Annotated in this window: 27 protein-coding genes; 18 read left to right on the forward strand and 9 right to left on the reverse strand. The window is 69.0% G+C overall.

Annotated elements, in window-relative coordinates; all coding sequences use genetic code 11:
- Positions 1–292 precede the first annotated feature (292 nt).
- The 10 genes from ON31_RS33215 to ON31_RS33255 all read left to right on the forward strand — a co-directional run bounded on the left by ON31_RS33215 (position 293) and on the right by ON31_RS33255 (position 8,033).
- Positions 293–571: a hypothetical protein gene (locus ON31_RS33215; RefSeq protein WP_039819203.1), complete on the forward strand. Its 279-nt coding sequence runs from the start codon at positions 293–295 to the stop codon at positions 569–571.
- Between the two features lie 66 nt (positions 572–637).
- Positions 638–1,027, forward strand: a complete 390-nt coding sequence (locus ON31_RS33220; RefSeq protein ID WP_039819354.1) for a nitroreductase/quinone reductase family protein — start codon at positions 638–640, stop codon at positions 1,025–1,027.
- Positions 1,028–1,308: 281 nt separating this feature from the next.
- The gene (locus tag ON31_RS38360; RefSeq protein WP_255222359.1) at positions 1,309–1,443 is read left to right on the forward strand and encodes a hypothetical protein; all 135 of its coding nucleotides are present in this window, start codon (positions 1,309–1,311) and stop codon (positions 1,441–1,443) included.
- Between the two features lie 176 nt (positions 1,444–1,619).
- Positions 1,620–2,219, forward strand: coding sequence for a TetR/AcrR family transcriptional regulator (locus tag ON31_RS33225; protein ID WP_039819204.1), 600 nt, complete (start codon positions 1,620–1,622; stop codon positions 2,217–2,219).
- A 96-nt stretch (positions 2,220–2,315) separates the two neighbouring features.
- Positions 2,316–3,197, forward strand: a complete 882-nt coding sequence (locus tag ON31_RS33230; protein ID WP_039819205.1) for an MFS transporter — start codon at positions 2,316–2,318, stop codon at positions 3,195–3,197.
- The gene (locus ON31_RS33235) at positions 3,194–4,225 is read left to right on the forward strand and encodes an NAD-dependent epimerase/dehydratase family protein (RefSeq protein WP_039819206.1); all 1,032 of its coding nucleotides are present in this window, start codon (positions 3,194–3,196) and stop codon (positions 4,223–4,225) included. Before ON31_RS33230 ends, ON31_RS33235 begins: the two co-directional genes overlap by 4 nt.
- Positions 4,226–4,544: 319 nt before the next feature.
- The gene (locus ON31_RS33240; RefSeq protein WP_039819355.1) at positions 4,545–5,567 is read left to right on the forward strand and encodes a class I SAM-dependent methyltransferase; all 1,023 of its coding nucleotides are present in this window, start codon (positions 4,545–4,547) and stop codon (positions 5,565–5,567) included.
- Between the two features lie 125 nt (positions 5,568–5,692).
- A complete protein-coding gene (locus ON31_RS33245) occupies positions 5,693–6,646 on the forward strand; it encodes a lipase family alpha/beta hydrolase (RefSeq protein WP_051038243.1) in 954 nt (317 codons plus the stop codon).
- Positions 6,643–7,491, forward strand: a complete 849-nt coding sequence (locus tag ON31_RS33250) for an alpha/beta fold hydrolase (protein WP_051038244.1) — start codon at positions 6,643–6,645, stop codon at positions 7,489–7,491. The genes ON31_RS33245 and ON31_RS33250 overlap by 4 nt, the downstream gene beginning before the upstream one ends.
- Positions 7,488–8,033 carry a TetR/AcrR family transcriptional regulator gene (locus ON31_RS33255; RefSeq protein ID WP_039819207.1) on the forward strand — a complete coding sequence of 182 codons (546 nt, stop codon included), beginning with the start codon at positions 7,488–7,490 and terminating at the stop codon, positions 8,031–8,033. Before ON31_RS33250 ends, ON31_RS33255 begins: the two co-directional genes overlap by 4 nt.
- A 61-nt stretch (positions 8,034–8,094) precedes the next feature.
- Here the strand turns inward: ON31_RS33255 and ON31_RS33260 are convergent, their stop codons facing one another.
- Together ON31_RS33260 and ON31_RS33265 are read right to left on the reverse strand one after the other, a co-directional pair.
- Complete coding sequence (locus ON31_RS33260) at positions 8,095–9,240, reverse strand: metallophosphoesterase (protein ID WP_039819208.1); 1,146 nt, start codon at positions 9,238–9,240, stop codon at positions 8,095–8,097.
- Between the two features lie 74 nt (positions 9,241–9,314).
- Positions 9,315–9,968 carry a DUF4132 domain-containing protein gene (locus ON31_RS33265; RefSeq protein ID WP_039819209.1) on the reverse strand — a complete coding sequence of 218 codons (654 nt, stop codon included), beginning with the start codon at positions 9,966–9,968 and terminating at the stop codon, positions 9,315–9,317.
- Between the two features lie 125 nt (positions 9,969–10,093).
- Between ON31_RS33265 and ON31_RS33270 the strand changes: the two genes are divergently transcribed.
- On the forward strand, positions 10,094–10,543 hold the full coding sequence (locus ON31_RS33270) for an ester cyclase (RefSeq protein ID WP_039819210.1): 450 nt from the start codon (positions 10,094–10,096) through the stop codon (positions 10,541–10,543).
- A 2-nt stretch (positions 10,544–10,545) separates the two neighbouring features.
- Entirely contained in the window at positions 10,546–11,031 is a 486-nt protein-coding gene (locus ON31_RS33275; RefSeq protein ID WP_039819358.1) for a DUF3237 domain-containing protein, read from the forward strand.
- Here the strand turns inward: ON31_RS33275 and ON31_RS33280 are convergent.
- A complete protein-coding gene (locus tag ON31_RS33280) occupies positions 11,007–11,696 on the reverse strand; it encodes a TetR/AcrR family transcriptional regulator (protein ID WP_039819211.1) in 690 nt (229 codons plus the stop codon). The genes ON31_RS33275 and ON31_RS33280 overlap by 25 nt on opposite strands.
- A gap of 25 nt (positions 11,697–11,721) precedes the next feature.
- Positions 11,722–12,672 carry an SMP-30/gluconolactonase/LRE family protein gene (locus tag ON31_RS33285; protein ID WP_051038246.1) on the reverse strand — a complete coding sequence of 317 codons (951 nt, stop codon included), beginning with the start codon at positions 12,670–12,672 and terminating at the stop codon, positions 11,722–11,724.
- Positions 12,673–12,807: 135 nt separating this feature from the next.
- Here ON31_RS33285 and kstD point away from each other — a divergent pair, with 135 nt between their 5' ends.
- Positions 12,808–14,508 carry a 3-oxosteroid 1-dehydrogenase gene (gene kstD, locus ON31_RS33290; protein WP_255222361.1) on the forward strand — a complete coding sequence of 567 codons (1,701 nt, stop codon included), beginning with the start codon at positions 12,808–12,810 and terminating at the stop codon, positions 14,506–14,508.
- Positions 14,509–14,603: 95 nt separating this feature from the next.
- Positions 14,604–16,715, forward strand: a complete 2,112-nt coding sequence (locus ON31_RS33295) for a prolyl oligopeptidase family serine peptidase (protein WP_051038247.1) — start codon at positions 14,604–14,606, stop codon at positions 16,713–16,715.
- An 8-nt stretch (positions 16,716–16,723) separates the two neighbouring features.
- Here the strand turns inward: ON31_RS33295 and ON31_RS33300 are convergent, their stop codons facing one another.
- Positions 16,724–17,347, reverse strand: coding sequence for a TetR/AcrR family transcriptional regulator (locus ON31_RS33300; protein WP_029931855.1), 624 nt, complete (start codon positions 17,345–17,347; stop codon positions 16,724–16,726).
- A gap of 41 nt (positions 17,348–17,388) precedes the next feature.
- Positions 17,389–17,979: a TetR/AcrR family transcriptional regulator gene (locus tag ON31_RS33305; RefSeq protein WP_039819214.1), complete on the reverse strand. Its 591-nt coding sequence runs from the start codon at positions 17,977–17,979 to the stop codon at positions 17,389–17,391.
- Positions 17,980–18,057: 78 nt separating this feature from the next.
- On the opposite strand from ON31_RS33305, the gene ON31_RS33310 reads away from it, so the two are divergent.
- The 4 genes from ON31_RS33310 (at position 18,058) to ON31_RS33325 (ending at position 21,713) form a co-directional block, all read left to right on the forward strand.
- Positions 18,058–19,380 (forward strand): YhgE/Pip domain-containing protein, encoded by a 1,323-nt coding sequence (locus tag ON31_RS33310; protein ID WP_051038248.1) that lies wholly within the window; start codon positions 18,058–18,060, stop codon positions 19,378–19,380.
- 121 nt (positions 19,381–19,501) lie between these two features.
- On the forward strand, positions 19,502–20,188 hold the full coding sequence (locus tag ON31_RS33315) for a GAF and ANTAR domain-containing protein (RefSeq protein ID WP_051038249.1): 687 nt from the start codon (positions 19,502–19,504) through the stop codon (positions 20,186–20,188).
- 112 nt (positions 20,189–20,300) lie between these two features.
- Complete coding sequence (locus tag ON31_RS33320) at positions 20,301–20,933, forward strand: GAF and ANTAR domain-containing protein (protein WP_169335064.1); 633 nt, start codon at positions 20,301–20,303, stop codon at positions 20,931–20,933.
- Between the two features lie 162 nt (positions 20,934–21,095).
- Complete coding sequence (locus tag ON31_RS33325) at positions 21,096–21,713, forward strand: sigma-70 family RNA polymerase sigma factor (RefSeq protein WP_081592934.1); 618 nt, start codon at positions 21,096–21,098, stop codon at positions 21,711–21,713.
- A gap of 89 nt (positions 21,714–21,802) precedes the next feature.
- On the opposite strand, the gene ON31_RS33330 is transcribed toward ON31_RS33325, so the two are convergent.
- From ON31_RS33330 to ON31_RS33340, 3 genes are all read right to left on the reverse strand, one after another.
- Positions 21,803–23,356 carry an MFS transporter gene (locus ON31_RS33330; RefSeq protein ID WP_218007425.1) on the reverse strand — a complete coding sequence of 518 codons (1,554 nt, stop codon included), beginning with the start codon at positions 23,354–23,356 and terminating at the stop codon, positions 21,803–21,805.
- 93 nt (positions 23,357–23,449) lie between these two features.
- Positions 23,450–23,911 carry a large conductance mechanosensitive channel protein MscL gene (mscL, locus tag ON31_RS33335; protein WP_039819215.1) on the reverse strand — a complete coding sequence of 154 codons (462 nt, stop codon included), beginning with the start codon at positions 23,909–23,911 and terminating at the stop codon, positions 23,450–23,452.
- Positions 23,912–24,043: 132 nt separating this feature from the next.
- On the reverse strand, positions 24,044–25,570 hold the full coding sequence (locus tag ON31_RS33340; protein ID WP_063821608.1) for a BCCT family transporter: 1,527 nt from the start codon (positions 25,568–25,570) through the stop codon (positions 24,044–24,046).
- Positions 25,571–25,575: the final 5 nt, after the last annotated feature.

Raw genomic sequence — 25,575 nt, forward strand, 5'->3', positions numbered from 1 at the left:
TGCCCGATTCGTCCTTGTCCTCATCGACCGGTGTCTGGTTCGTGCGATCTAGGCACGTAATGTCTGCGACGTGGCGGTGTCGCTTTACCGAGCATTCTCGGGTCGTCGCCGCGGTAGGTGATCTCCCTCCACAGCAGCCACCGAATCCACGCCAAATCCAACTGGACGGTCAAATCGTCAGGGTCGTAACCCATCTCGCGAAGCGCGCGACGCTGATACATGGTCCGTGCACCAGTTAGACGCCGATCCGCAGGCGCCGGTTCCCTCAACACAGCGCTCGCGTGCCAGGCACATGCGACCCGCCGCAACCGGACCCGGTGTCGCGACCGCCGCGCTGTACCGCTACTGCCCCGACCGGGAGACCCTGGTGGCAGCGTTTCCGGGCGCCGGCTCGGACACGGTCCCGGCCGAGATCGCCGAACTACTCGACCCGCGCATCCGCCCGACATTGCACCGGATGTTCGCCGCCCGCCCGCCGAGTCCCGCACTGTCCTTCGACGACCTGCTCACGACCGGAGTCGGATTGCTGCTCGACGGCGTCGCGGTGCGGCACCGATCGGCGACGGAATAGTCCGGGGTGATTCCGGTAGCTCGCGGTGCCTACCATCGGCACATGTCCTACGAGGAGAGTCGCCGCGTGCAGCGGGAGGCCGTTGCGGAGTTTCGGGCCAATGGGGGGAAGTTGGGCGGGGTGTATGCGGAGTTCGATGTGTTGTTGCTGACCACCGAGGGGGATGGCGGGGAGCGGCGAACCGTACCGGTGGGGTATGCGCGGGATGGGGAGCGGTTGGTGGTGTTCGCGGCGGACAACGGGCGGGAGCGGGGGCCGAATTGGTTTCATGATCTGGTCGCGCGGCCGCGAGTGGAGGTCGAGGTCGGGCGCGAGGTGTGGTCGATGGTCGCGTCGGTGGCGGCGGGGGAGGAGCGGAAACGGTTGTGGGATAGGCAGATCGAGCGGTGGGGATTCCTCAGGGATATGCAGGATGCGGTGGAATGGGAGATTCCCGTTGTGATATTCACGCGCTGATGGCTGTGTCAGTCCGGTGACCGGTCTCACAGGGTCCAGATTCTCTGAATTCCAAGTTAATAACGGCCCAATAACTGTGATTGTCGAACTATTCGCGAAATCTATGAGTCCCGGTAGCTGTGTGGGTATGAGATCTGCTGATCGGGATGTATTCGGCTCGATTTGATTATTGTGATCAGCGGTGTCCTTCTTTCGATTCCACGGGTTGTCGACCGCAATTGCCGGTGTTAGCTTTCCCCTTGTCCCCGAAAACCCTCCTCATCAGTACAGGTGGTTCAGAAATGATTAACTTCGTCAGCGGAATCGATGCTGGTTCCTCGGTGCTCAACAGCGGTTCCGGCGTGCTCGGGAGCGGCCTGGACCTGGGCACCGCGATCGTCAAGCTGATCGGCTCGATCGTCGGAATCTTCGCCTGATCCATCACGAACGCGGCGGTGCATTGCCATGGGCATGCGCCGCCGCATTCGTATATATGTCGTAAATTTCAGGAATTCCAGCGGAAGGGGTATCGAGTATGCGTCGATATTCGTGCGGAATTCGCCGACGGCAGCGGTATGGACCGAGTGGTCCAGAACTGGACTACCATCGTGGTATGTCGAATGACCCGAAGACCACCCGGGGGCGCGCGACCCGGGAGCGGATTGTCGAGCAGGCGGCCGAACTCATCGGCGAGCGCGGGGTGGATGCCACGAGTCTGGACGTGGTGCGCGCGGCGACGGGGGCGAGCAAGAGCCAGCTGTACCACTACTTCGCCGATCGGGACGATCTGATCGCCGCGGCGGTGGGGTATCGGTGCGGGCGGGTGATCGAGGAATTGACTCGGTTGCTGGGTCGGGTGGCGAGTCTGGAGGGGCTCGAGCAGGCGCTCGCGGGGTTCGTGGCGGTGTACGAGCAGACCATGGCCGGATGCCCGATCGGGACCCTGGCCGGTGAGGTGGGGGATCGGAACGAGGCCGCGCGGCAGCAGGTCGCGTCGGCGTTCGACGCGTGGGAGCGGCTGTTCGCCGATGCCATCGCGCGCATGGTCGAGCGGGGTGAGTTGCGGTCGGGTGCCGATTCGGCGGCGCTGGCGACCGGACTGCTGGCGAGCTTGGAGGGCGGGTTGCTGCTGGGGCATGCGCGGCGGGACCCCGTCTCGCTGCGATTGGCGGTGGAGGCCGGGCTGGCGCGGCTGCGGATGGAGGCCGCCTGATTTCACTGTGGGCGGACGGCCCGTCACCACTCTGGACTGAATAGTCCAAAGACTGCTACCTTCGATTGGACTAAACAGTCCAATCGAAGGTGAATCATGGTTGCCGAAACCGACTCCACCCTGACCTCGGCCCGCGGCCGGTTGATCCTGCTACTCCTCTGCGCGGTCCAATTCCTCGATATCGTCGACTCCTCGATCCTCAATGTCGCCCTGCCCTCGATCCGCGCGGACCTGCCCTTCACGGCGCACGGCGTGCAGTGGGTGCTGAGCGGCTACCTGCTCACCTACGGCGGCTTCCTGCTGCTCGGCGGGCGACTGGCCGACCTGGTCGGACGCCGCCGCATGCTGGCCGCCGGATTCGTCTCCATGTTCTTCTTCCTCACCCTCTACATGCAGAATGTGCTCGGCTTCTCGCCGACCCAGGCCGGTGCCGCGTATCTGCCGGTGACCGTGGGCATGGGCATCGCCGCCGGTGTGTCCGCCAAGCTGTTCGAACGCGTCGGCACCCGGCCGGTGATCGTGGCGGGTGCGCTGATCGCCGCGGCCGCCATGTTCCAGCTGTCCCGCATTCCGGTCGGCGGCGACTACCGGTCGGATCTGCTGCCCGGCCTGCTGGTGGTGTCCATCGGACTCGGCGCGGTATTCGTGGCCGTGACGACCGCGGCCAACGCGGGGGTGCCCGCCGACCGGGCGGGCTTGGCGGCCGGACTGCTCAACAGTTCGCAACAGCTCGGCGCCGCAATGGGTTTGGCGATTCTGACCGCCATCGCGACCTCGCGGACCAACGAGCTGCTCGCCGGGGCGGCGGCACCGCCGGAGGCGTTCACCGCGGGCTTCCAGCGGGCGCTGTTCGTCTGTGGGATCTTCGCGCTCGCGGCGGCCGTGCTCGCCCTGCGCGCCGGTGAACTGCGTATCGGCAAGAACCGGTCGGACATCGATGCGGCCACTCCCGCCGTTGAGCTGAAGGGCCTGGCATGAGCGCCACCGACCGCACCCGGGTACTGGTCACCGGAGCCACCGGATTCCTCGGTGGCCGCGCCCTGCGGGCACTGTCCACGCGCACCGGTGTCGAACCGATTGCCGCCTGCCGCAACCCGATTCGGTTGCCCGACTGGTTCACCGGCCAGGTGCGATCGGGCGACCTGCTCGATCCGGACTACCGCCGCGAGGTGGTGCGCGATGTCGATGTGATCTGCCACCTCGGCACCTGGGGTGCCTTCTGGGGTCATCGCCGCGAAGAGCGCACCCACTTCCTGGAGCCCGCGGTCGACCTCGTGAATCAGGCGGTGGCGGCCGGGGCCCGTCGCTTCGTGCTGGCCGCCACGGTGGCCATCGCCCCGCCGAGCCGGGACGGCACGGCGGTCGGCGATTTCGCCCCGGCCAGGTACACGGGACTCTGGCCGCATGCCGACCGCTTGATCGACCTCGACCGGCACCTGCGCGAAAGCAGCGGTGCGGGAACGGAAATGGTCACGCTTCGGCTCGGGCACTTCGTCGGGGCGGGGAATGCGCTCGGTCTGGTGTCCGCGCTCGCGCCCCGCCTGCGCACCCGGCTGGTGCCCTGGTTGAACGGCGGACGTGCGCGTCTGGCCCTGGTCGGGGACCACGATCTCGGCGAGGGCGTGGCGCGCGCGGCGCTCGCGCCGGGACTCGATCCGTACGAGTCGTTCAATATCTGCGGTCCCGAATTCCCTACCGCCCGAACGGTTATCGAGTTCATGGCGGCCGAGATCGGCGCGCCCGCGCCGTGGTTCAGCGTGCCCTACCGTGCCGGATACGCCTTCGGTCGACTGATGGAGGCGCTGCATCCGGTGCTGCCCGGCGCGGATCCGTTCCTGACCCGGTCCCTGGTGCACGTCGCCGAGGACTGGTGGTGCCCCAGCGACTACGCCACGGCGAAGCTGGGATACCTGCCGACCCAGGATTGGCGCGATGCCGTGCGGGAGAACCTGCGATGGCTGCGCGACCAGCCGCATACCTGGCCGCGCCTGGCGCAGGCGGTCTGACCTGGGCAGCGTCGTTCCGGTGGGGACGGCGCGGGCGGTTCGCTCGCCTTGTCGGCTGCTGCCGCCGGGGCTACTATGTGATTCGCATCACGTCTCGGGAAGATCGGGTGCGGCGCGTATTCGACATCACAGCGGGTGGGGTGGGTGTCACACGGAAGCGGTGGGGGCGATCAGCGCTCGTCGACCGCGCTGATCAACAGGTCGAATCATTCGGAATCGAGATGTCATGTCCGACGGTACTCAAACACTCGCAGCCGTCCCCGCGACCGGATCGGAGGATCCGGAATTCGCCGCCCGGGCGGAGGCCTTCGGCAATCGCATGCTGGAACTGATCAACGATGGCTTCCTGACGCTCATGGTCAGTATCGGCCATCAGACCGGGCTGTTCGACACCATGAGCGGTCTGCCCCCTGCGACGAGTGCGGATATCGCCCGCGCCGCGAATCTGAACGAGCGCTATGTGCGGGAGTGGTTGTCCGCGCTCACCGTCGGGAAGATCGTCGACTACGACCCGGGCAGCCGTACCTTCGCCCTGCCCCCCGAACATGCGGCGGCGCTGACCAGAGCAGCCGGTCCGGAGAATGTCGCCGCCTTCACCCAGTACATCCCACTGGCGGCGAGCGTCGAACCCGATATCGTCGGCTGCTTCCGGCGGGGCGGCGGCGTGCCCTACTCGAAGTACGGCCGGTTCCAGCAGCTCATGGCGGAGGAGAGCTCCGCGATCCACGATGTCGCGCTGATCGATGTCACCATCACGCTGGTACCGGGCCTGCCCGAGCGGCTCCGCGAGGGTATCGACGTCGCCGATATCGGCTGTGGCAGCGGGCATGCGCTGAATCTGCTCGGCCGGGAATTCCCCAACAGCCGGTTCGTCGGTTACGACTTCTCCGAGGAGGGCGTCGCCACCGGTCGCGCGGAGGCGACGGCGATGGGCGTGACCAATACCCGGTTCGAGGTGCGCGATGTGACGAATCTGGGGGTGGTCGACAGCTACGACCTGATCACCGCCTTCGACTCGATTCACGATCAGGCGCATCCGGCGCGCGTGCTGCGCGGCATCGCCGACGCGCTCCGGGAGGACGGCACCTTCCTGATGGTGGATATCCAAGCCTCCAGCAATCTGGAGGACAACATGGAACATCCGCTCGGCCCGTCCATGTACGCCATTTCCACCATGCACTGCATGACCGTGTCGCTGGCGCTCGACGGTGACGGGCTCGGCACCATGTGGGGCGAGCAGCTCGCGACCCGCATGCTGCACGACGCCGGATTCGCCTCCGTCGAGGTGAAGCACATCGAGGCGGACATCTTCAACAGCTACTACGTCGCGCGAAAGAGATAGCGGCTCGCAATTCCTTTCTCCGAACGCCCTTCCCAGGGCGGTGTCACACGCGGTAGCCTATGACCGACCGGTCGGTCACTCCGTCGATGTGGTGACCGCCCGGTGCTTCGGCGGGAAGGGATGCGGTGGAATTCGTGACACGATGCGCGGCACTGGTCGCCACGGTGGCGGTGCTCCTGGGTGGGGTCGCGGGTACGGCCGCGGCCGAGCGGGACGAGCCGGTGCCCTACAGCTATCTGGCCGGACTGGCAGCACAGGCCGCCGCCCCGGGTCAGCCGCCGCCGGGCGCGAACGACTGGTCCTGTCGCCCGAACGAGCATCATCCGCGCCCGGTGGTACTGCTGCACGGGCTGGGCAATGAGACCGTGACATGGCAGACGCTGTCGCCCCTGCTCGCGCGGTCCGGATACTGCGTCTTCACCACCACCTACGGCACGGGTGCGCTCGGGCCCGCGGTGGGCGCGCTGGCTCCGGTCGAGCGCAGCGCCGCCGAGATCGGCGCGTTCATCGACCGCGTGCGCACCGCGACCGGTGTGGACCGGGTGGATGTCGTGGGGCATTCGATGGGTGCCGCGGTGCCCTTCTTCTACATGCACCACCTGGGTGGCGCGTCGACCATCGCCCGCCTGATCGGCCTGGGTGGGCCGTTTCACGGGACGACCGTCAGTGGGCTGGCCATGCTCGGCGACCGCATCCGTGATCTGCCGGGCGCGGCGGCGATCGTCGCGGACTGCGGACCCTGCCAGATGTCGCCGGGTTCGCCGATGATCGACCTGCTGCGCGCCGACCCGCGGCTGCTGCCCGACACCGAATTCGTCGGCATCGTCAGCCGATACGACGAGATCGCCACCCCGTACACGACCGGACTTCTGGAGGGGCCCAACGCGCGCAACGTGGTGCTGCAGGATATGTGCGCCACCGACTTCAGCGAGCACTACGGCCTGACATCCGACCCGGTCGCGGTCGCCGAGGTGCTCAATGCCCTGGACCCGGAGCGGGCGCGGCCGGTGGACTGCACCGTGGTCGCACCGCTGCTCGGGCCGTTGGCGCCACCGGTCGAGCACGGGGGTGTGCGGTGAACCGCCCCGCCCGCCTCGACATCGATACGCGCCACGGCCGCGTGGCGGTGTGGTTGTCCGGTCCGGAACGTGGCGATGTGCCGGGAGTGCTACTGCTGCACGCCAATCCGGGCGATCATCGCGATTTCGATGCCGTCGCGGCGGAATTCGCTCGGGAGCTGCCGGTAGCGGGTGTCGACTGGCCCGGCTACGGCGATTCGTCCGCCGCGCACCCGGAGGAGATGACCGCGGACAGCCTCGGAGAAGTGGCGGTCGAGGTGGTCGACGCGTTGGGGTGGAGGGGAATTCAACGCGTTGCCATTATCGGCAACAGTGTCGGCGGCTATGCCGCGGTGCGCGCGGCACAGCTCCGGCCGGAACGGGTGCGGGCGGTGGTGCTGGTGCAGCCCGCCGGATTCACCCCGGCGACCATCGCGACCCGTCTGGTCTGTCGAGCGATGGGGCGGCCCGCACTGGCGCGCCACCTCGTCCGGCCCAGTGCCCGCGCCTACCTGGGACCGCTGCGCGACGCCGGACACCGCGCCATCTACGAACGGGCGCAACGGGTTCCGGACGATCCGGTGCGGCTGGCCGTCTATTGCTCGCTGTGGCGCAGCCTCGCCGATCCGCGATGCGATTTGGTCGCCGAGGCTCCGCTGTTGCCGCACACCCCGGTTCAGGTGGTGTGGGGTACGCGCGATCCGATCAATCCGTGGCCGCTCAACCGACGCGGTATCACTCGCGCCCTGCCGCACGCTCGCATCTCGACGCTGCCCACCCGGCACGAACCGTTCAGCGAGCACCCGGGGCTGTTCCTCGACGCGGTGCGGCCGTTTCTCGAGCACCGGGCAGGATCGGTGTCATGAGATCCGCCGAACCGGGCCGCCGCGCCCTGCTGGACGCCGGCCGCACCCTGCTGGCCACCTCCGACCTGTCCAAACTGTCGGTCAACTCCATCACCGCCACCGCCGATATGGCCAAGGGCAGCTTCTACCAGCACTGGCCCAGCCGCGACGACTACATCCTCGCCCTGCACCGCGCCTTCCACGACCATCTGTTCGAGCGCGTCCAGGAGCGGATCGCCGACCAGCGGCCCGGAGCCGAACGCCTCGCCACCGGCATCCGGGCCTACCTCGACGGCTGCCTCGCCGAACCCGCCACCAAGGCCCTGCTCGTCCAGGCCCGCACCGAGGCCGCCCTCGGCGACGAAGTGGCACAGCGCAACAGGCAGGCCGCCGACGTCCTCACCGCCGATCTCACCGCGCTCGGCTGGAGCGACCCCGAACCGATCGCCGTCCTGCTCGTCGCCGCCATCGCCGAAACAGCGCTCATGGAACTGACGGACCGCGGCCCCCGTCCGGATCTCCGAGCCGCGCTGCTCCGTTTGGCCGCACCGCCCCGCGGCTGAGCGGGCCCGGCCTCGCAGGCCGGATTCGACGTTCCCGTCTGCCGGCATCCGTGCCCCACGATCATCGGCCGGAGTCGGTCCGCTCCGCACGCAGGATCAGCAGGGTGATCTCGCTGGGGGCGAAGACGCGGAGTTGCGGGCCCCAGAAGCCGGTGCCGCGGCTGGTGTAGAGCTGGGTCGCGCCGTGCCGGGACAGACCCGCCACCACCGGCTGGTCGAGGCGGACCAGGTAGCGGAAGGGCCAGATCTGGCCGCCGTGGGTGTGGCCGGAGATCTGCAGGGCCACGCCCGCCGCCTGGGCTTCGATGATCTGCTTGGGCTGGTGGGCCAGCAGGATGACGGGGAGGTCGCGGTTCGCGCCGTCCAGTGCGGCGGTGAGGTCGGGGCCGTGGCCGGGCAGGGTGGTCCCGGTGGGGTCGTCGATGCCCGCCAGGATCAGGCTGTCGCCGCCGCTGGTCAGCACCGCGTGCTGATTGCGGAGGGGCTGCCAGCCGATCGAGGTCATATGGTCGATCCAGCCCTGCGCGTCGCCGAAGTACTCGTGGTTGCCGGTGATGTAGTAGCGGCCGAGCCGGGCCTGTACCTTGCCGAGCGGATCCACCTGCCGGTGCCGCTTCTCGACCGAGCCGTCGGCGAGATCGCCCGCATGGCAGGCGATATCGGGATCGAGCGAATTGACCACCTCGACCACGCGTTCGGACCAGCGCAGTCGGTCGGTGGCGGCGTAGTGGGTATCGGTGACAACCGCCACGCGCAACCCGTCGAGCCTGGTGCCCAGACCGCGGATGGGGATCTCCAGGGTGCGCACCCGGGGAACGCGCCGGGCTTCGACGACGCCCCAGACGCTGAGCGCCACGGCGACGATGAGCACTCCCGCGGCGATGATGCGCGAGCGCGCCGGATCGTCCACCCCCGCCACGGTCAGCCCCAGTCCGGCGACCAGGCCGATGGCCGACCAGCTGAACAGCACCCACATCACGCCCAGCAGCGTGTCGCCCACGATCGACGCCGCATCCGACTGTCTGCTCCCGTGCCCGAGCAGCATGGTCGTCGGCAGCACGGCGTAGCCCAGCAGGAATACCGCCGTACCCAGCCAGAACAGCGTGCTCGCGCCGTCGGTGGGCGCGGCGACCAGCGTCCACCAGGGTAGGAGGAACAGCAGGGCGGGAATCGCCAGGAACAGGATGACGCGGGGGAGGTATTTCACGGGAGGACCATTCTCGTCGGCGCGGCGCGAGATGCGACAGCGCCGCGCCAGTGGTCCCATCGACAGTAACAGCGTCAGCGGGAGAGCCGTTCCAGCTGTCGCAGCAGCTCCGAGGCGGCGACGGGCTCCAGCGCCCCGAAGACGCCGCCGCTCACCTCCACCCCGAAGATGCGCAGCTCGTCGGGGTCGTCGTGGAACCCGCCCCGGATGCCGTGGTCGAGAGTGAGCGTCACCTGGTGGCGGGCGTCGACGCGGCGGAACGCGCGCCGGTCGGCGAGCACCCACCCGTACTGCTGAAGCCCGAACACCCGGCCGGTGCGTACCCGTCGATTGTCGAAGCGGGCCAGGCGATTAGAGGCCGCCTCCGCCGGGGTGAGGGTGTACACCTCACGATCGAGCTGGGCGAACGGTTGTGACAGCCCGCGGTCGGCGAACACCGCGCGCCACCGGTCGAGGCCGTCGGCGAGCTCGAGCGGATGCGCGATCCGGACGAGCGTGTCGTCCGCTGGCGCGAGCACCCGCCCGTCCGGGTCGACGTACCCGCCGTCGCGCTCGATACGAAACGACTCGGTGACAGCATCGTCGGCGTCGACGATCGCCCAGACGAGCCGCCGCGCCGGTTCCCCGCGCCCCGGCTGTTCCACGATGGTCTTCCGATGCGCGCCCACCCGCCAGCGGCGGCCGTCCACCATCGCCCCCTCGAGGTGCCGAATGTGTTCGGTGGCCATCTGTCAGCTCCTCGGCGCGGGCGCGGAAATCGGATACGCGCAGTCGATTGTCCAGGTGGGCGCCTGCGCGGGGCAACGCACCCGACCCTGGACAATTAAATACGATCGTATGTATTGTTTTGGCCATGGTCACCGATCGAATGTTCGAGCTTGTGCGGCAACTCGCCACGGCGAAGGGTCGGGCGGATGTTTCCGCCGCGCTGCGGCTCATGCACGACGACATGGTGCTGGAGGTTCCGGCGTTCGGAGCGGTGGTGCGCGGCCGATCGGCGAACGAGACGGCACTGCGCTGGTTCTTCGCGACATTTCCCGACTATCGGGTCGAGGTGACCGGCCACCTCGCCGACCGGACCGGACTCGTCGCCTGGGGAACCGCGCGAATGACGTTGACGGGCAACGGGTTGGGTGTCTTCCCCACCGGCCGCGGTGCCGAACTGCCGGTCTTCCTCCGCTTCCGCTTCGCCGACGATCTGATCGTCGGCGAGTACTTCCACTTCGACCTGGCCGAGTTGTGCGCGCAATCGGGTGTCTCCGGCGACGAGGTCCGGCGGCACCTGTTCCGGGACGGGAGATGATCATGGACAGTCGTATCCGGGATATCGCGCCGATCGCGACGCGGCGGCTCTTCGACGTGGTGGTCGACCTGGACGCGCCGCTGTCGATCGGTGGTCCGCTCGGGCAGCGGGTGCTCTTCCGGGCCGTGGGAGGAACGTTCGAAGGAGAGCGGCTGCGCGGGGAGGTGGTGTCCGGCGGCGGGGACTGGGCGGTGTTCCGAGCCGACGGGGCCATGGTGCTGGATGTGCGGGTGACATTGCGGGCCGAGGACGGCGCGCTGGTGCAGATGAGCTACGGCGGGCGCTGGATCATGCCCGGCGATATCCGCGCGGAGATCGGGAATCCGGCCACGCGGCATCTGGTCGATCCGTCGCGGTACTACTTCCGGACGGCTCCGTCGTTCGAAACCGGGGCGCGAAACTACCTGTGGCTGAACGACGTCGTGTGCGTCGGGTCGGGCTACCCGGTCGAGAACGGCGTCGCCTACCGGGTGTTCGAGGTGCTGTGACGCGTCGAGGGCGCGAGCAGGGTGTCCAGAGCGCGGTGTGCTCGCCGCACGCTGTCCGCATCTCCCCAGCGCAGCGCGATGTTCATGGCGCTCAGCACGGCCTGGAGCTGAAAGGCGGTGACTTCCGGCTCGGGGGCGGCGATCTCGCCCCGGTCGGCGGCCACCCGCAGTTCGTGTGCCAGGGCCGCCAGCCAGGCGTGGTGCTGCTCCATCAGCGCATCCCGCACCGGCCCGGGGCGACTGTCGAACTCGGCGAGATTCGCGGTCCAGAAGCAGCCGCCCGGGAACAGTGGTGCGGTGGCGTAGTCGATCCAGTTTCCGATCAGCGCCCACAGTCGCTCGGCTCCCTCCGGAGCCGTTACGGCCGGTCGAATCACCGTGTCCACGAAGACTGTTCGCGCCTCGTCGATGGTCGCCAGCTGAAGCCGCTCCTTGGTTCGGAACAGCGTCTGAATGCCCGCTTTGCTGATGGACAGTTCATCGGCGAGCCGACCGAAGCTCAATCCGTCGAGTCCGTCCAGCGAGGCGAGATCGACCGCGCGGCGTGTAATCGCCTTGCGCGATCGATCGCCTCGACTGCGGCGACCATCGGTGGGGGGTGCACCCGGGGAGGTCGCGTCGTCGGGCATCCGATCGGCCCCGGGGTCGGCGACGTGCTCGGCCATACGGTCGATCGTATGCCATGGCCGTTCAGTCCAGGCGGACCCGCAGCACCGTACCGCTTTCCGTGCTCACCAGTAGATCCCGGCCGGGGCCCGCGGCGACGGCCGTCATGGGCTCGCCCGCCAGCACGGTACAGGTGGCGTGGGTCTCCGAATCGACGCGTACCAGGTGGCCGCTGGTGGTGGCGACGTAGAGTCGGCCGTCCGGGCCGACGGTGAGATCGTCCGGGAGTGCCGGGGCGGTGAACGGGGCGGCCGCCAGGTCGGCGGCGACGGTCGGGTGGCCGGGGTCGGCGATCGGAACGCGCAGCACCCGGGCGGCGGGACTGCCCATGAGCGTTACGAACACCGAATCACCTTGCACCGTAATGCCATTGACTGCCAGCCCGTTCTCGCTGACAGTCTTGGGGGCGCGGGCGGTCCAGTCGGCGTCGACGGTGCCGTCGGGCCGGATGCGGACGACCCCGGCGGTGGTGTCGCCGACGTAGAGGTTGCCCGCCGCGTCGAAGTCCGCGCCATTGGCCATGCCGAGGCCGCTCACGAAGGGCTCCGGCCGAGGGGCGGCGGCGGTCGGGTCCAGCCGGACCACGCCGCCGGTGCGGGTGATCGCGGAGAACGGCGCATTGCCGGTGTTGACGTACAGCAGCCCGTCGGGGCCGAAGGCGATCGCGCCGGGGAAGGCCACGGGAACGGTCGCGGTGAGTTCACCGGAGGGGTTGTAGCGCTCCACCACGTTCCGATACATGCGACCCACCCACACATTGCCCCGGTCATCGACGCCGATGCTCTCCGCCCAGTCCAACACCGGAATGCGCAGTGGCAGAGCCGTTGTCGTGACGGCGGTGCATCCGCCCGGTTCGGCGCTCGCCGGGGCGGGGGCGATGGCGACCACGGCGGCCAGCGCCGCGGCGCCGGCCGCGAGGGGCAGCCGGACGGTCGGGCGTGCTGCGATGGCGGCGATGCCGCGGTTGCGTTCCATGGACTCTGGTACTCCCGTTCGACTATCCGACCCGGAGTCAGGCTAGCGGTTCGCCGTCGTGCCCGCGCGGGCCGATTCGCCGGGTCGGTGACCGGCGGGTAACCTTCGGCTCGCACAAGATCTGAAAGGACCGTGGTGAAGACTTCGGGCTCGGAGGAAACGACTGCCGAGCGCGTCGTGGACGTCCTGGTGGTGGGTTCGGGAGCGGCCGGGATGAGCGCCGCGCTGACCGCCGCCACCCACGGCCTGGCTACCGTGATCATCGAGAAATCCTCGTACTGGGGCGGTTCCAGCGCACGGTCCGGTGGCGGCGTATGGATTCCCGACAATCCGGTGCTGCGAGCACAGGCCCCGGCCGACGACCTCGAGGACGCCCGTCGCTATCTGCACGGCATAGTCGGCCCGCATGCCGATCCGGCGCGGATCGACGAATACCTGGACCGCGGTGCGGAAGCCCTGACTTTCCTCATCGACACCGCCCCGCTGCATCTGGAATGGGTGCGCGACTATGCCGACTACTACCCGGAGGCCCCCGGCGGACGGGCCGCCGGCCGCTCCTGCGAACCGCTGCCCTTCGACACCCGCCGACTCGGCGCCGACGCCGCCACCATGCATCCGCCCTACAGCGCCGCACCGACCAATCTGGTCGTGAAGCAGTCCGAATACCGTTGGATCAGTCTCGGATTGCGCACCTGGCGCGGCCCCGCCGCCATGCTGCGGGTCGCCGCGCGGGCGCTCGGCGCCTACCTGCGCGGCCGCCGCTTGCGCGGACTCGGCGCAGCCCTCATGGGCGAGCTCATGCTGGGCGTGCGGGCGGCCGGGGTGCCCGTGGAACTCGATACCGCGCTGACCGAACTCATCACCGAGAACGATCGCGTGGTGGGCGCCCGGGTCGAACGCGACGGCCGCCCCGAGGTGTGGCGGGCCCGACACGGAATCGTGCTGGCCTGCGGTGGTTTCGAGCACAATGCCGAGATGCGGCGCAAGTACCAGCGTGAGCCCGTCGGTTCGGAGTGGACCACCGGCGCGCCCACCAACACCGGTGACGGCATCACCGCCGCGCTGAAACTCGGTGCGGCCGTGCGTCTCATGGACGACGCGTGGTGGGGCCCCGCCATCCCGCTGCCCGAGGGGCCGTGGTTCGCGCTGACCGAACGGTCACTGCCGCGCAGCATCATCGTCGACGCCCGGGGTGAGCGGTTCATGAACGAGTCGCTGCCGTATGTCGAAGCGGTGCATCGGATGTACGGCGGCGACTTCGGGCAGGGCGACGGTCCGGGCGAGCACATTCCCGCCTGGCTGATCTTCGACAAGAAGTACCGCAACCGGTACATGTTCGCCACGCTGCCCGGCCGCGCCCCGCTGCCCAAGGCGTGGCTGGAGTCCGGCGTGCTGGTCGAGGCGGCCACCATCGCGGAACTGGCGGAGCGGATCGGCGTGCCCGCCGCCGCCCTGACCGCCACCGTCGAGCGCTTCAACGGCTTCGCGGACAACGGGGTGGACGAGGACTTCCGGCGTGGCGAGAGCGTCTACGACCACTACTACGGCGATATCGCCAACAAGCCGAACCCGAGCCTCGGGCCGCTGACCAAGGGTCCGTTCTACGCGGCGCGGCTGGTGCCGGGCGACCTCGGCACCAAGGGCGGTATCGACACCGACGCCGCCGGCCGCGCGCTGCGGGCCGACGGCTCGGTGATCGCGGGACTCTACGCGGCGGGCAACACCAGTGCGCCGGTCATGGGCCATACCTACGCTGGACCGGGGGCGACCATCGGTCCGGCGCTGGTGTTCGGGTACCTCGCGGCGCTCGATATCGCCGGCCGGGCGCGCGGCTGACACACCGATCCCGCGCGCCACGCCACCGCATCGTCGACCATCGGTCATTCTCGACCGTGGGTGGACAGGGTGGTTCCGATACCGAAGGGGGCTTCATGGGTGGCGTGGGCAGGTGGTGGCGGACGGCGGTGGCGGCCGTCGTGGTCGCGGTGATCGCGGCATGCGGTACGTCGGACGGTGCGCAGGATCCGCACCTGTGGCTGGAGGAACTCGACAGCCCCCGGGTGCGGCAGTGGGTGGCCGACCAGAACGCGCGGACTCTCGATGTGCTGGAACGGCACCCGAACTTCCCCGGCAACCTCGCGGTGGCCCGGGAACTCGGCAACTCGCCCGATCGGATCCCCGTGCCCAGGCTCGAACACGGACGGGTCGGCAACTTCTGGCAGGACGCCGAGCATCCGCGCGGCATCTGGCGCGAGACCACCCGAGCCGATTACGAGTCACCACAACCGAATTGGACCACGGTGCTGGACCTCGACGCGGTCGCGCGGGCGGACGGCAAGAACTGGGTGTGGAAAGGCATCGACTGCGACCCGGTCCGGCACACCCGATGTCTGGTGCGACTGTCCGAGGGCGGCGAGGATGCCGTGACCGTCCGGGAATTCGACCGCACCACAGGCGCATTCGTCGACAACGGGTTCACGCTGCCCCGCGGGAAGCAGTACGCGGCCTGGCTCGACCTCGATACGCTGCTGGTCTCGCGGGAGTGGCGGCCCGGCGAGGTCACCGCCTCCGGCTACCCCTATATCGTCAAACAGCTGCGGCGCGGCCAGCCACTCGACGCCGCCGTGGAGGTGCTGCGCGGCGACCCCGCCGACGAACTCGCCACCCAGCCGGTGCTGCTGGAGGACGGCGCGGGCGGCCGGATGAGCCTGATCCGGCGCGGCACCACCTTCTTCGAGCACGAGGTGAGCCGTTTCGACGGCCGCGCGCCGGAACCGCTCGGCATCCCGCCCAAGCACGACCTGGAGGGCCTGATCGGCGATCGACTGCTGATCGGCCTGCGGCAGGACTGGACCGTCGCGGGTGTCACCCATGCCGCCGGAAGCCTGCTGTCGCTGCGGGTGGCCGAGCTCACCGCCGACCCGGGCCGGATGCGGCCGGTGCCGGTGTACGTGCCCGGACCGCGGGAGGCGCTGGGCAGCGTCCTGGTCACCCGCGACCGGATCGTGGTCACCTCGCTCGACGATGTGCGCGGACGCGCCGCCGTCCACACCCCGCTTCCGGACGGAACCTGGTCGGCCGCACCGGTTCCGGTGCCCGAGAACGCCACTGTCGAGGCCGTGGACGCCGACGCGGCGGGTGATATCGCCTATCTGTCGGTGACCTCGTTCCTCACCCCGACCACGCTGCTGAGCCTGGATACGGCCAGCGGCGTGGCCACCCCGGTGAAAATGGCTCCGGCCCGGTTCGATTCGTCGCGCTACGTGGTGGAGCAGAGGAAGACCACCTCGCCGGACGGCACCAGTGTGCCCTACTTCGTGGTCCGGCCCGCCGGGATGGCCTTCGACGGCACCAATCCCACCGTGCTGTCGGCCTACGGCGGGTTCGGTTCGGTATCCACGCCCGGCTACGACGGGGTGCTGGGCCGCCTGTGGCTGGAGCGGGGCGGCGTCTACGTGCTGGCGAATATTCGCGGCGGCGGTGAATACGGGCCGCGCTGGCACGAGGCGGCGCGCGGGGTGCACCGGCAGCGCGCCTACGACGACTTCGCCGCCGTGGCACAGGATCTCATCGCAGGCGGCATCACCACGCCGCGCCACCTCGGCATCCAGGGCGGCTCGAACGGCGGACTGCTGGTCGGCGTGCAGCTCGTGCAGCGCCCGCACCTGTGGAATGCCGTCGATATCGCGGTGCCGCTGCTGGATATGCTGCGCTACGAGGAAATCGCCGCGGGGGCGTCCTGGGTGGACGAATACGGCACGGTGGCCGATCCGGAGCAGCGCGCCTTCCTGGCCTCCATCTCGCCCTACGCCCAGCTGAAGCCCGGGGTGGTCTATCCGGAACCGCTGGTGTGGACCACCACCACCGACGATCGGGTCGGCCCGCAGCACGCCCGCAAATTCGCCGCCCGGCTGGCCGAACAGGGGCATCCGTACCTGTTCTACGAGGCCACTCGGGGCGGCCACGGCGGCGGCTCGAACAATGACGAGCGGGCGTACACCACCGCGCTGGAATACACCTACTTCCAACGCCAGCTCGGCTGATCCGGCCGTCAGCGGTCGATGAGAGCGACCGCGATCGGCACCAGCAGCTCCACGAGCTCGTCGACCGGTGGGCGAGGCTGCTCCAGCAGCCATTCGTGCGCCAGGCCGTTGATCGCGCCGATGAGGGCGCTGGTGGCCAGGGCCGGATTGCCGCGCACCCGCGCACCGGATCCGGCGATGGGTTCCAGTGCCGCCAGCACCACCCGGCCCCAGGCGTGGCGACGGGCGCGACGATGCTGTTCCATGCGCTCGCTCACGCCGACCACCTCGATGAAGGCCACCTTGGCGCGGTACGGATCGGAGTCGATGGAGGCCAGGTACGCCGCCAGCACCCTGGTGACGGCGGCGGTGGGATCGCCGCCGGTGAGATCGCCCAGCGCCGCGGCGATGGCGGCTCCGGCCTCGTCCTGGATCCGGTCGTAAGCGGCGACGAGGACGTCCTCGCGGGTCTCGAACTCCTCGTAGAACTGTCGTTTGGACAGTCCGGCCGCCGCGCACACGTCGGCCAGCGAGCAGTTGGCGTAGCCGCGTTCGGCGAAGATCTTGGTCGCGGCGTCCAGGAAGCGCTGCCGTCGCTCGGCCCTGCGCTCGGCCACGGCCCGCCCGCCGTACTGCCTGCCCTCCACTGTCACGTCACACACCGTAGCCGGGCGGCTGCCGGGGCGGGAATCGCTCAGGGGCGGGGACGCAATCCGTGGGTCAGGTGGCGGACCATATCGGTCAGTAGCTGGTCGGCGTCGTAGTCGCTGGTGAAATCCGAGGCCACGATGGTGGCGACACCCTGGAGTGCGGCGATGGCGGTCAGACCGAGGCGTTTGGGGTCACCGGCCACGATCTCGCCCTCGGCCTGTCCCACGGCGATGAGGTCCACCGGCACCGCGAAGGCGCGCTGCACCGCCGCGGACAGTTCGGGGGAGGTGGAGCGCTGTTTGCGGGCGAACATGAGGGCCAGCAGTTCCGGATTCTCGACGGCGAAGCGCAGGTAGGCGCGGGCCATGCCGTAGAGGCGTTCGGTCACCGGGCCCTCGGTGACGGTGTGGGCGAAGCATTCGCCCAGCCGGTCGAAGCCGGTGGCGGCGAGCTGGTCGAGCAGGGCCTGCTTATCGCGGAAGTGGCGGCTCGGGGCCGCGTGGCTGACGCCGATATCGCGGGCCAGCTGGCGTAGCGACAGGCCGTCCACCCCTACTTTGCGCAAGGTGGCCTCGGCGCGTTGGAGCAGCGCCGAGCGCAGATCACCGTGGTGGTAGCGAGAACGGATGGACATGGTCCACACAGGATATCCGACACATCCGCAATGTTGGCATTGACTACTTTGTAGCCACTGCCTACATTGGCGAAGGTTATGACGAACCAGAGCGCCCCCGCATCTGGACGCCACCTCTCCCCGCGCGGGTGGGCCTTCCCGATCGCGGTCGTGAGCCTGCTCGCCGCCCTGCTGGGCACCATGTACCTCGGCTACACCGCCGACCCGGAGAAGAATCTGCACGACTTCCCGGTCGCGCTGGTCAATCAGGACGTCGGCGACACCCTCGACGGGCAGCCCGTCAACTTCGGCGACCAGATCACCGCGGCCATGGTCGAGAAGGTTCCGGCCGACAAGATCGACCTGCGCCTGCTCGGCATCAACGAGGCCCGGCGGCAACTCCAGCACGGACAGGTCTACGGGGCCATCGTCATCCCCGGGGACTTCACCAAGCGGATGGCCATTCTCGGCGCGGCCGCCGTGGTGCCCGGCGAGGTGGAACGGCCCATCATCACCGTCAACACCAACCCGCGCGCGGGCACCTACGCGGCCTCGATCATGCAGCGGGTGACCGATCGTGCCATGCGCGAGGTGAACGCGACCGTCGGCACCCAGCTCACCGAGCGGGTGGAGGCGCAGCTGCGACCGCCGCCGGGCGGCGAGACCGCGGCCGCCGCGCTCGCCGGGGCCGCGCGCCTGCAACTCGCCGAGCCGATCAATGTCGACATCGCGCCCTACCGTCCGCTGCCCGAGGGCACCGGACAGGGGCTGTCGGCCTTCTTCTACACGCTCATCCTGTTGTTCGCGGGCTTCAGCGGTGCCATGATCATCCACTCGCTGGTGGACTCCTCGCTCGGCTACGCGCCCGCGGAATACGGTCCGTACTACCGGAATTCGCCGCCCGCGCCGATCAGTCGCCGGCGTACGCTGCTGCTCAAATGGGGTGTCGCGGTGGTGACCGCGCCCATCGTGTCCGCCATCTTCCTCGGCATCGCCACCCTGCTGGACATGCCCGTCGACCATCCGCTCACGCTGTTCCTGTACGGCACCCTGGCCGTGGTCGCGGTCGCGGTGACCGGGCTGTCGGTGCTGGCCGCCTTCGGCACGCCGGGGCTGGTGGTGAACATGGTCCTGTTCGTGGTGCTCGGACTGCCGTCCTCGTCCGGGTCCATTCCGATCGAGGCGACCCCGCGCTATGTCGCCGATCTGGCCGCCTTCGAGCCCATGCATCAGATCTACCTGGCCGTGCGCGCGATCCTGTTCTTCGACGGCCATCTGGAAGCGGGACTGAGCCAGGGTATCTGGATGACGGTGCTCGGACTCGGGATCGGCCTGCTGTTCGGGGCCGTCGCCACGCACACCTACGATCTGCGCGGACTCTCCCGGCTCGGTGTCCCGCACCGGACGGTCGCGGAATCGTAGCCACCGCATCGGGAACGTACCGACCGATCGTGCTGTGTACGAGGGACTTTCGACTCTGGACCGGCCGGGCTACCCTGCGGATACTGGCTGCCAACAAGGTGTCGTGGGGTGGTTCGGTGCGATGGGTGCTGCACAGTTCGATCAGCTGACCGGACAGTTCCTCCGGTCGGTGCGCGACGGCGGCGGCGGACTGGTGGCCGTGTGCGGGGCCTGCGTGCACGTGCTGCCGGTGCGGCGGGCGGCCATCGTGCTCGAGGAGCGCGATGCCGGACTGCAACCCTGGTGCGCCAGTGACGAGATCGCCGACCGGGTGGAGGCCGCGCAGGCCACCGCCGGGGAAGGGCCGGCGGTGTCGGCGGTGGACGACGGTGTGCCGGTCGCCGTTCCCGACCTGGCCACCGAGGTCGAGCGCTGGCCCGGATTCGCCGAGGCGCTGGGCGACGCTGCCCCGCGCGGATCCCTGCTGGCGATTCCGCTGCGCCTGGGCGGAGCCAGGCTCGGCGCGCTCGATCTGTACCGGGACGCTATCGGGCGGCCCGGGCCCCGGCTGGTGACGGCGAGCCTGCACGTCGCCGACCTGGTCACCGCCAGCCTCGTCCTGGCGGCCGAGGGGGAGACGCGGCGCTGGGGGCAGCCGTCGTCGAGCCGGTGGATTCACCAGGCCGCGGGGATGGCCAGCGCCCAGCTCGGCATCGAGGTGACCGACGCCTACGCGCGGATGCGCGGATACGCCTTCTCCCACGGGCTTTCGCTGGTTCAGGTGGCACGGGGCGTGGTGGACCGGAGCATATGTTTCGAGCCGGAATGAGACGGCTATTCCGTTGAAGCTTCACGTTCTCATACGATGGGATGTTGGGCGGCGCTGCACGGGAGTTCTTTTTCGCGGCGGAGACGTATGTCCGGCGATCGGGGTGATGGCGGTGTCAGACGGTGAGCTGCTGGTCCTGCGCAGCGCCATGGGCGTACTGGAGCCCGACGGGGTCACCGTCGCGGTCCGGCTGCCCGATCAGCCGGAACTGTTCGGGGCGCTGCCCGAGGAACTGCTGGAACTCGAAGCCTGCCAGTGGGATCGGGGCGACGGCCCCGGCGCGGTGGCCTTCTCGTGCCGAGCACCCATGACCATCACCGAGATCGAGCGCTACCGTGACATCTGGCCGGAGTACGCCGACCTGGCGCGACGGCACGGCATCTGCGCCGTGGCGGCCATCCCCATGCGCGTGGACGACACCGAAGCCGGTGTGTTGAGCCTGTATTCGCATGAGCCGCGACCGTGGTCGCGGCGCGACGTGCACCGTGCCGCGCTGTTGGCCACCATGGCCGCCGAACACATTCTCAGCAGGCATCAGGTGCGCCAGCACCAGCGCACCACCGCCCAACTGCGGCACGCGCTGACCTCGCGGATCGTGGTGGAACAGGCCAAGGGCGTCATCGCCCACGCGCACGGCACCACGACCGCCGTGGCGTTCGAGCTCATTCGTGCCCACGCCCGGCGCAATCGGGTCACCGTGCACGCCGTCGCCCGCGGCATCGTGGAGCTGGGTCTGCGAATCTGAGTGACCTGGCGAAGATCCCCGATGTGGATTTCGCCGACGGAGTAGCCTGAGCACTGCGGAGCCGAGATCCCCTGTCCCCGGATGGATTCCGCAGTGACAAGCGAGCGTCCAGAACCTCGACGCCCGTCCGCGATCCTGCATATCCACCCGGGGGCTTCACTCATGTCACAACCACCGTGTACCACGGCGGCACCCGCCGCCGCCCGCCCGATCCGCCGCGGCAGCGACTACGACGATCTGCTCCGCCGCGTCGGCGACCGTGACCGCGACGCCTACGACCGGCTCTACCGCGCCACCCGCACTCTGGTGTTCTCCCGGGTGCGGGCCGTCGTGCGTGACATCGGATACGCCGAGGAGACCTGTCATGAGGTGTACCTCCAGGTCTGGCGCAGCGCCGCCGCCTTCGACCCGGCGCGCGGCAATGCCCTCACCTGGCTGTGCGCCCTGGCCCACCATCAGGCGGTGGACCGCGTGCGGCGCGAACGCACCGCCTACGGGTACGAAAACCGCTGGGGTGCGAGCGATTACCGCCGACCGGCCGACGTGGTGGCCGAGGAGATCGTGCGTCGCCACGAAGAACACGCGGTACGAACGGGTTTGACCGCCCTCACCCCGCGCCAACGCGAATCGGTGATACTGGCCTTCTATTGCGGCCTCACCTACCGCCAGGTCGCCGCCCGCCTCGGCATCGGCGAACCCGCCGCCAAGGCCCGCATCAGATCCGGCCTGGCCCAACTGAAGTCGGTCCTGCTGTCCGACGCCGCACCCGCCCGCACCTGACGACCCCCACCGACAATCGTTCCGGCCCACGTTCGATGCAGCGCCGATCCAACGGTCACTGCCGCTGCACGGTTCACCGGCCGTGACCATCAGTGGCTGGCGGTGGCCTTGAAGCCGCGAGGGACTAGGGTCACCGCGAGCACTGCCACGGTGCCGACCAGCGCCACCGAGATCCACGCCGTGGTGGTGAGGGCGAGGTCGAAGGCGTGGCTGGCGGTGGTGAGGATCTGCTCGGCGATCGGACCGTCCGCACGGCTCGCCACATAGGCCGCACCGCCGACTGAGCCCTGCGCGGTCTCGAGATCATCGCCGCGCAGCGGCAAACCCGTCATATGGGCGGCGAAGATCCGGGCGTGGATACTGCCGAGCAGCGCCACCCCGAGACCGATGCCGAGTTCGTAGTTGGTCTCCTCGACGGCACCGGCCTGACCCGCACGCTCGGGCGGCACCGCCGCCACCATGACCGCGGCGGCGGTCGTGACCGCGAGCCCGTCCCCGAGCCCGAGAGTGACCAGCACCAGCGCCACCACGGGGTACACGGTGGGCTCCGGCGACATCGCCAGCACGGCGAAACCGGCGGCGAGGGCGAACAATCCGACGCCGAGCACGGTGCGCACCCCGACGTGGCGCAGCAGCCACGGCGTGGCCAGCGACCCCAACAGCGTCGCCACCGCCGCCGGAATGGTGCGAATACCCGCCTCCAGCGGTGAATAGCCGTGAATGTACTGCAGCCACAACGAGATCAGGAACAGCGCCGCGCCGATGGCGAGCATGGCCACCAGTGTCGCCAGCGCCGCCGCCAGGAAGGTGCGATTGCGGAACAACCGCACATCCAGCAGCGGATCGGCCGAGCGCAGCTGCCGCAGGGTGAACAATGCCAGCAGCGCCAGCGCCACCAGCAGCATCGCCGCGTCGAGCACCGTCACACTGCCCGCGGCGAGGTGTTTGATGCTCCAGGCCAGCGCCACCACACCGGCGATGGACAGCGCCGCACTGGTGAGGTCGAGGCCACCCTGCTGCGGCGCGCGGTACTCCGGCAGCAGCGCGATACCGGCCGCCACCGTCACCACGACCACCGGAACGTTCATCCAGAACGCGGCCGACCACCCGAAGTGCTCCACCAGCACACCACCGGCGACCGGGCCCACGCACGCGCCCGCCCCGGCCACCGCCGCCCAGATGCCGATGGCCAGCGTGCGTTCGTGGTCGTCGGTGAAGATGGTGCGGATCAGCGACAGCGTGGACGGCATGACCATGGCCCCGCCGATGCCGAGCAGCACCCGCCCGAGAATCAGCTGCCAGGGCTGCTGCGCCGCCGCCGCCACCACCGAGGCGAGGCCGAACAGCACGAAACCGATGAGGAACAGTCGCTTTCGGCCCTGCCGGTCGCCCAGCGCACCGCAGGTGATGAGCAGGCCGCCCAGGACGAGGCCGTAGATGTCGATGATCCACAGCTGTTCGATCGGGCTGGGCTGCATGTCCTGGATGAGCGAGGGCAGCGCCACATTCAGGATGGTGGCGTCCATGGCCACCAGCAGCAGGCTCGCGCACAGCACCGCCAGCATGGCCCAGCGTCCGGGCAGCGGGGCGTCCGCGCTGTCGGAATCGGGTGCGGGCACCTGCCCGCGGGGGACCCGGCCCATCGTCGCGCCTCCTCGCCTCGCGTGTTGGCAATGGTTCGGCTAACGACGATAGCCCGAAACGGAGAATGTCCGCGCCGGGCACGGCCGTTCGCGCTACTTCGTGGCCGAATCGCCGTTCGGCCCGTCGCCGGTGGCACGCGCCGCCAGCGCGTGCTTGCCGTCACCCGCGGCGCGCTGCGCCACCAGCAGGTCGCGGATCTCGGCGAGCAACTCCAGCTCGGTGGGATCGGCCTTGACCTCGGTCGGGGTCGCGAACCGCTTCTTCAGGTGGTTCATCGGCAGGATGAGCACGAAGTACAGCACCGCCGCCACCATGACGAAATTGATGGCCGCGCTGATGATCGGCCCCACCGCCACGAAGGTGGCGGGTTTGTCGCCGATGATCTGAAAGCCCAGGCCCAGTTCGCCATTGGTGCCCAGAATCGCCAGCAGGGGTTCGATCAGCCCCTTGGTGACCGAGGTCACGATGGCGGTGAAGGCCGTGCCCATGACGACCGCCACCGCCAGATCGATGACATTGCCCCTCATCAGGAACTCTTTGAAACCCTTGAACATGATCCGCTGAATCCAATCCGCGCCGGTTCACTAGTGCCGGGCGCAGTCTAAGGCGGATCGAGCCGCGATTTCGCCTCGGCGACCGGGTTTATTAGCTGTGAAGTTGCCAACGTCGGTGGGGTGGTTCGTGACTCAGCCCACCCCCGCGCGTTTCGGCGTCCGGCCGGTGCGGGTCGCGCGGTCGCTGCGGAAGGTGCGCACCAGGGCCACGCACATGGCCAGCATGACCACGCTGAAGGGCAGCGCGATGAGCACCGCCACGGTCTGCAGGGTGGTGAGCGCCTGTGCGCCCTCGCCGCTGGCCACCAGCAGCGCGATGGCCACGGTGCCCATGGAGCAGGTCCAGAACACCCGGCTCCATACCGGCGGCTCCGGATTGCCGCCGGAGGAGATCATATTCACCACCAGCGCACCGGAATCGGCGGAGGTGACGAAGAACAGCACGATCACCAGGATCGCGATACCCGCGGTGAGCGCGCCGCCGGGCAGCGTGTGCAGCAGGGAGAACAGCGCGCTGTCGCGATCGGGACCCTCCGGCCCGACGAGTCCACCGCCGCCGAACATCTCGCGGAACAGCCCGGCACCGCCGAAGACGCTGAACCAGAGGAAGGTCAGCAGCGTCGGCACCAACAGCACTCCGGCCACGAATTCACGCACGGTGCGCCCGCGCGAGATACGGGCGATGAACACGCCCACGAAGGGTGCCCAGGAGATCCACCAGCCCCAGTAGAAGACCGTCCACTGCTGCGTCCAGTTGGTGCCCTTCGGGCCCTCGGTCGCGCCGGTGTAGAGGCTGATCTTGGGCAACTGCTGGAGGTAGGTGCCGATGTTCTGCACCAGGTCGTTCACGATGAACAGCGTCGGACCGACCGCCAGCACGAACAGCAGCAGCATGCCCGCCAGCCCCATATTGATCTGCGACAGCCATTTGATGCCCCGGTCCACGCCCGTCACCACCGAGACGGTGGCCAGCAGGGTCACAGCGATGATGAGCACCACCTGAAAGCCCTTGCCGGGCTGGTTGATCCAGCCCTGGTAGTTCAGGCCCGCCGAGATCTGGAGCACGCCCAGCCCGAGCGAGGTGGCCACACCGAATACGGTGCCGATCACCGCGACGATGTCGATGAGGTCACCGCGCCAGCCGCGAATGCGTTCCGGAGCGAGCGATTCCAGCGCCCATCGAATGGACACCGGACGCTTGCGGCGGTGGATCGAGTACGCGATGGCCAGTCCCACCACCACGTAGATGGCCCATGGGTGGATTCCCCAGTGCAGGAACGTCTGCACCATGGCGGCGTCGGCGCGCTGGGCGTCCGTATCGCCCACGCCCGGGCGGGGATCGTCGTAGTGGAACAGCGGTTCGGCCACACCCCAGAACACCAGCCCGATTCCCATCCCGGCGGCGAACAGCATGGCCAGCCAGGCGGTGATCGAATACTCGGCCGGTTCCCCGTCGTCGCCGAGGGTGATGTCGCCGAATCGGCCCAGCCCCAACCAGATCGCGAACACCACGAACAGTGACACGATCACGATGTAGTACCAGCCCATGCCGCCGATCACATTGTCCTGCAAGGCTTTCGCCTGCTCGGCGGCGGTTTCGCGGAACACGATGGCATAGACGGTGAACGCGACCACCACGATGGCGGCGGGCCAGAACACCCTGG

The sequence above is a fragment of the Nocardia otitidiscaviarum NBRC 14405 genome (genome assembly GCF_000308635.1).
GTDB lineage: Bacteria > Actinomycetota > Actinomycetes > Mycobacteriales > Mycobacteriaceae > Nocardia > Nocardia otitidiscaviarum.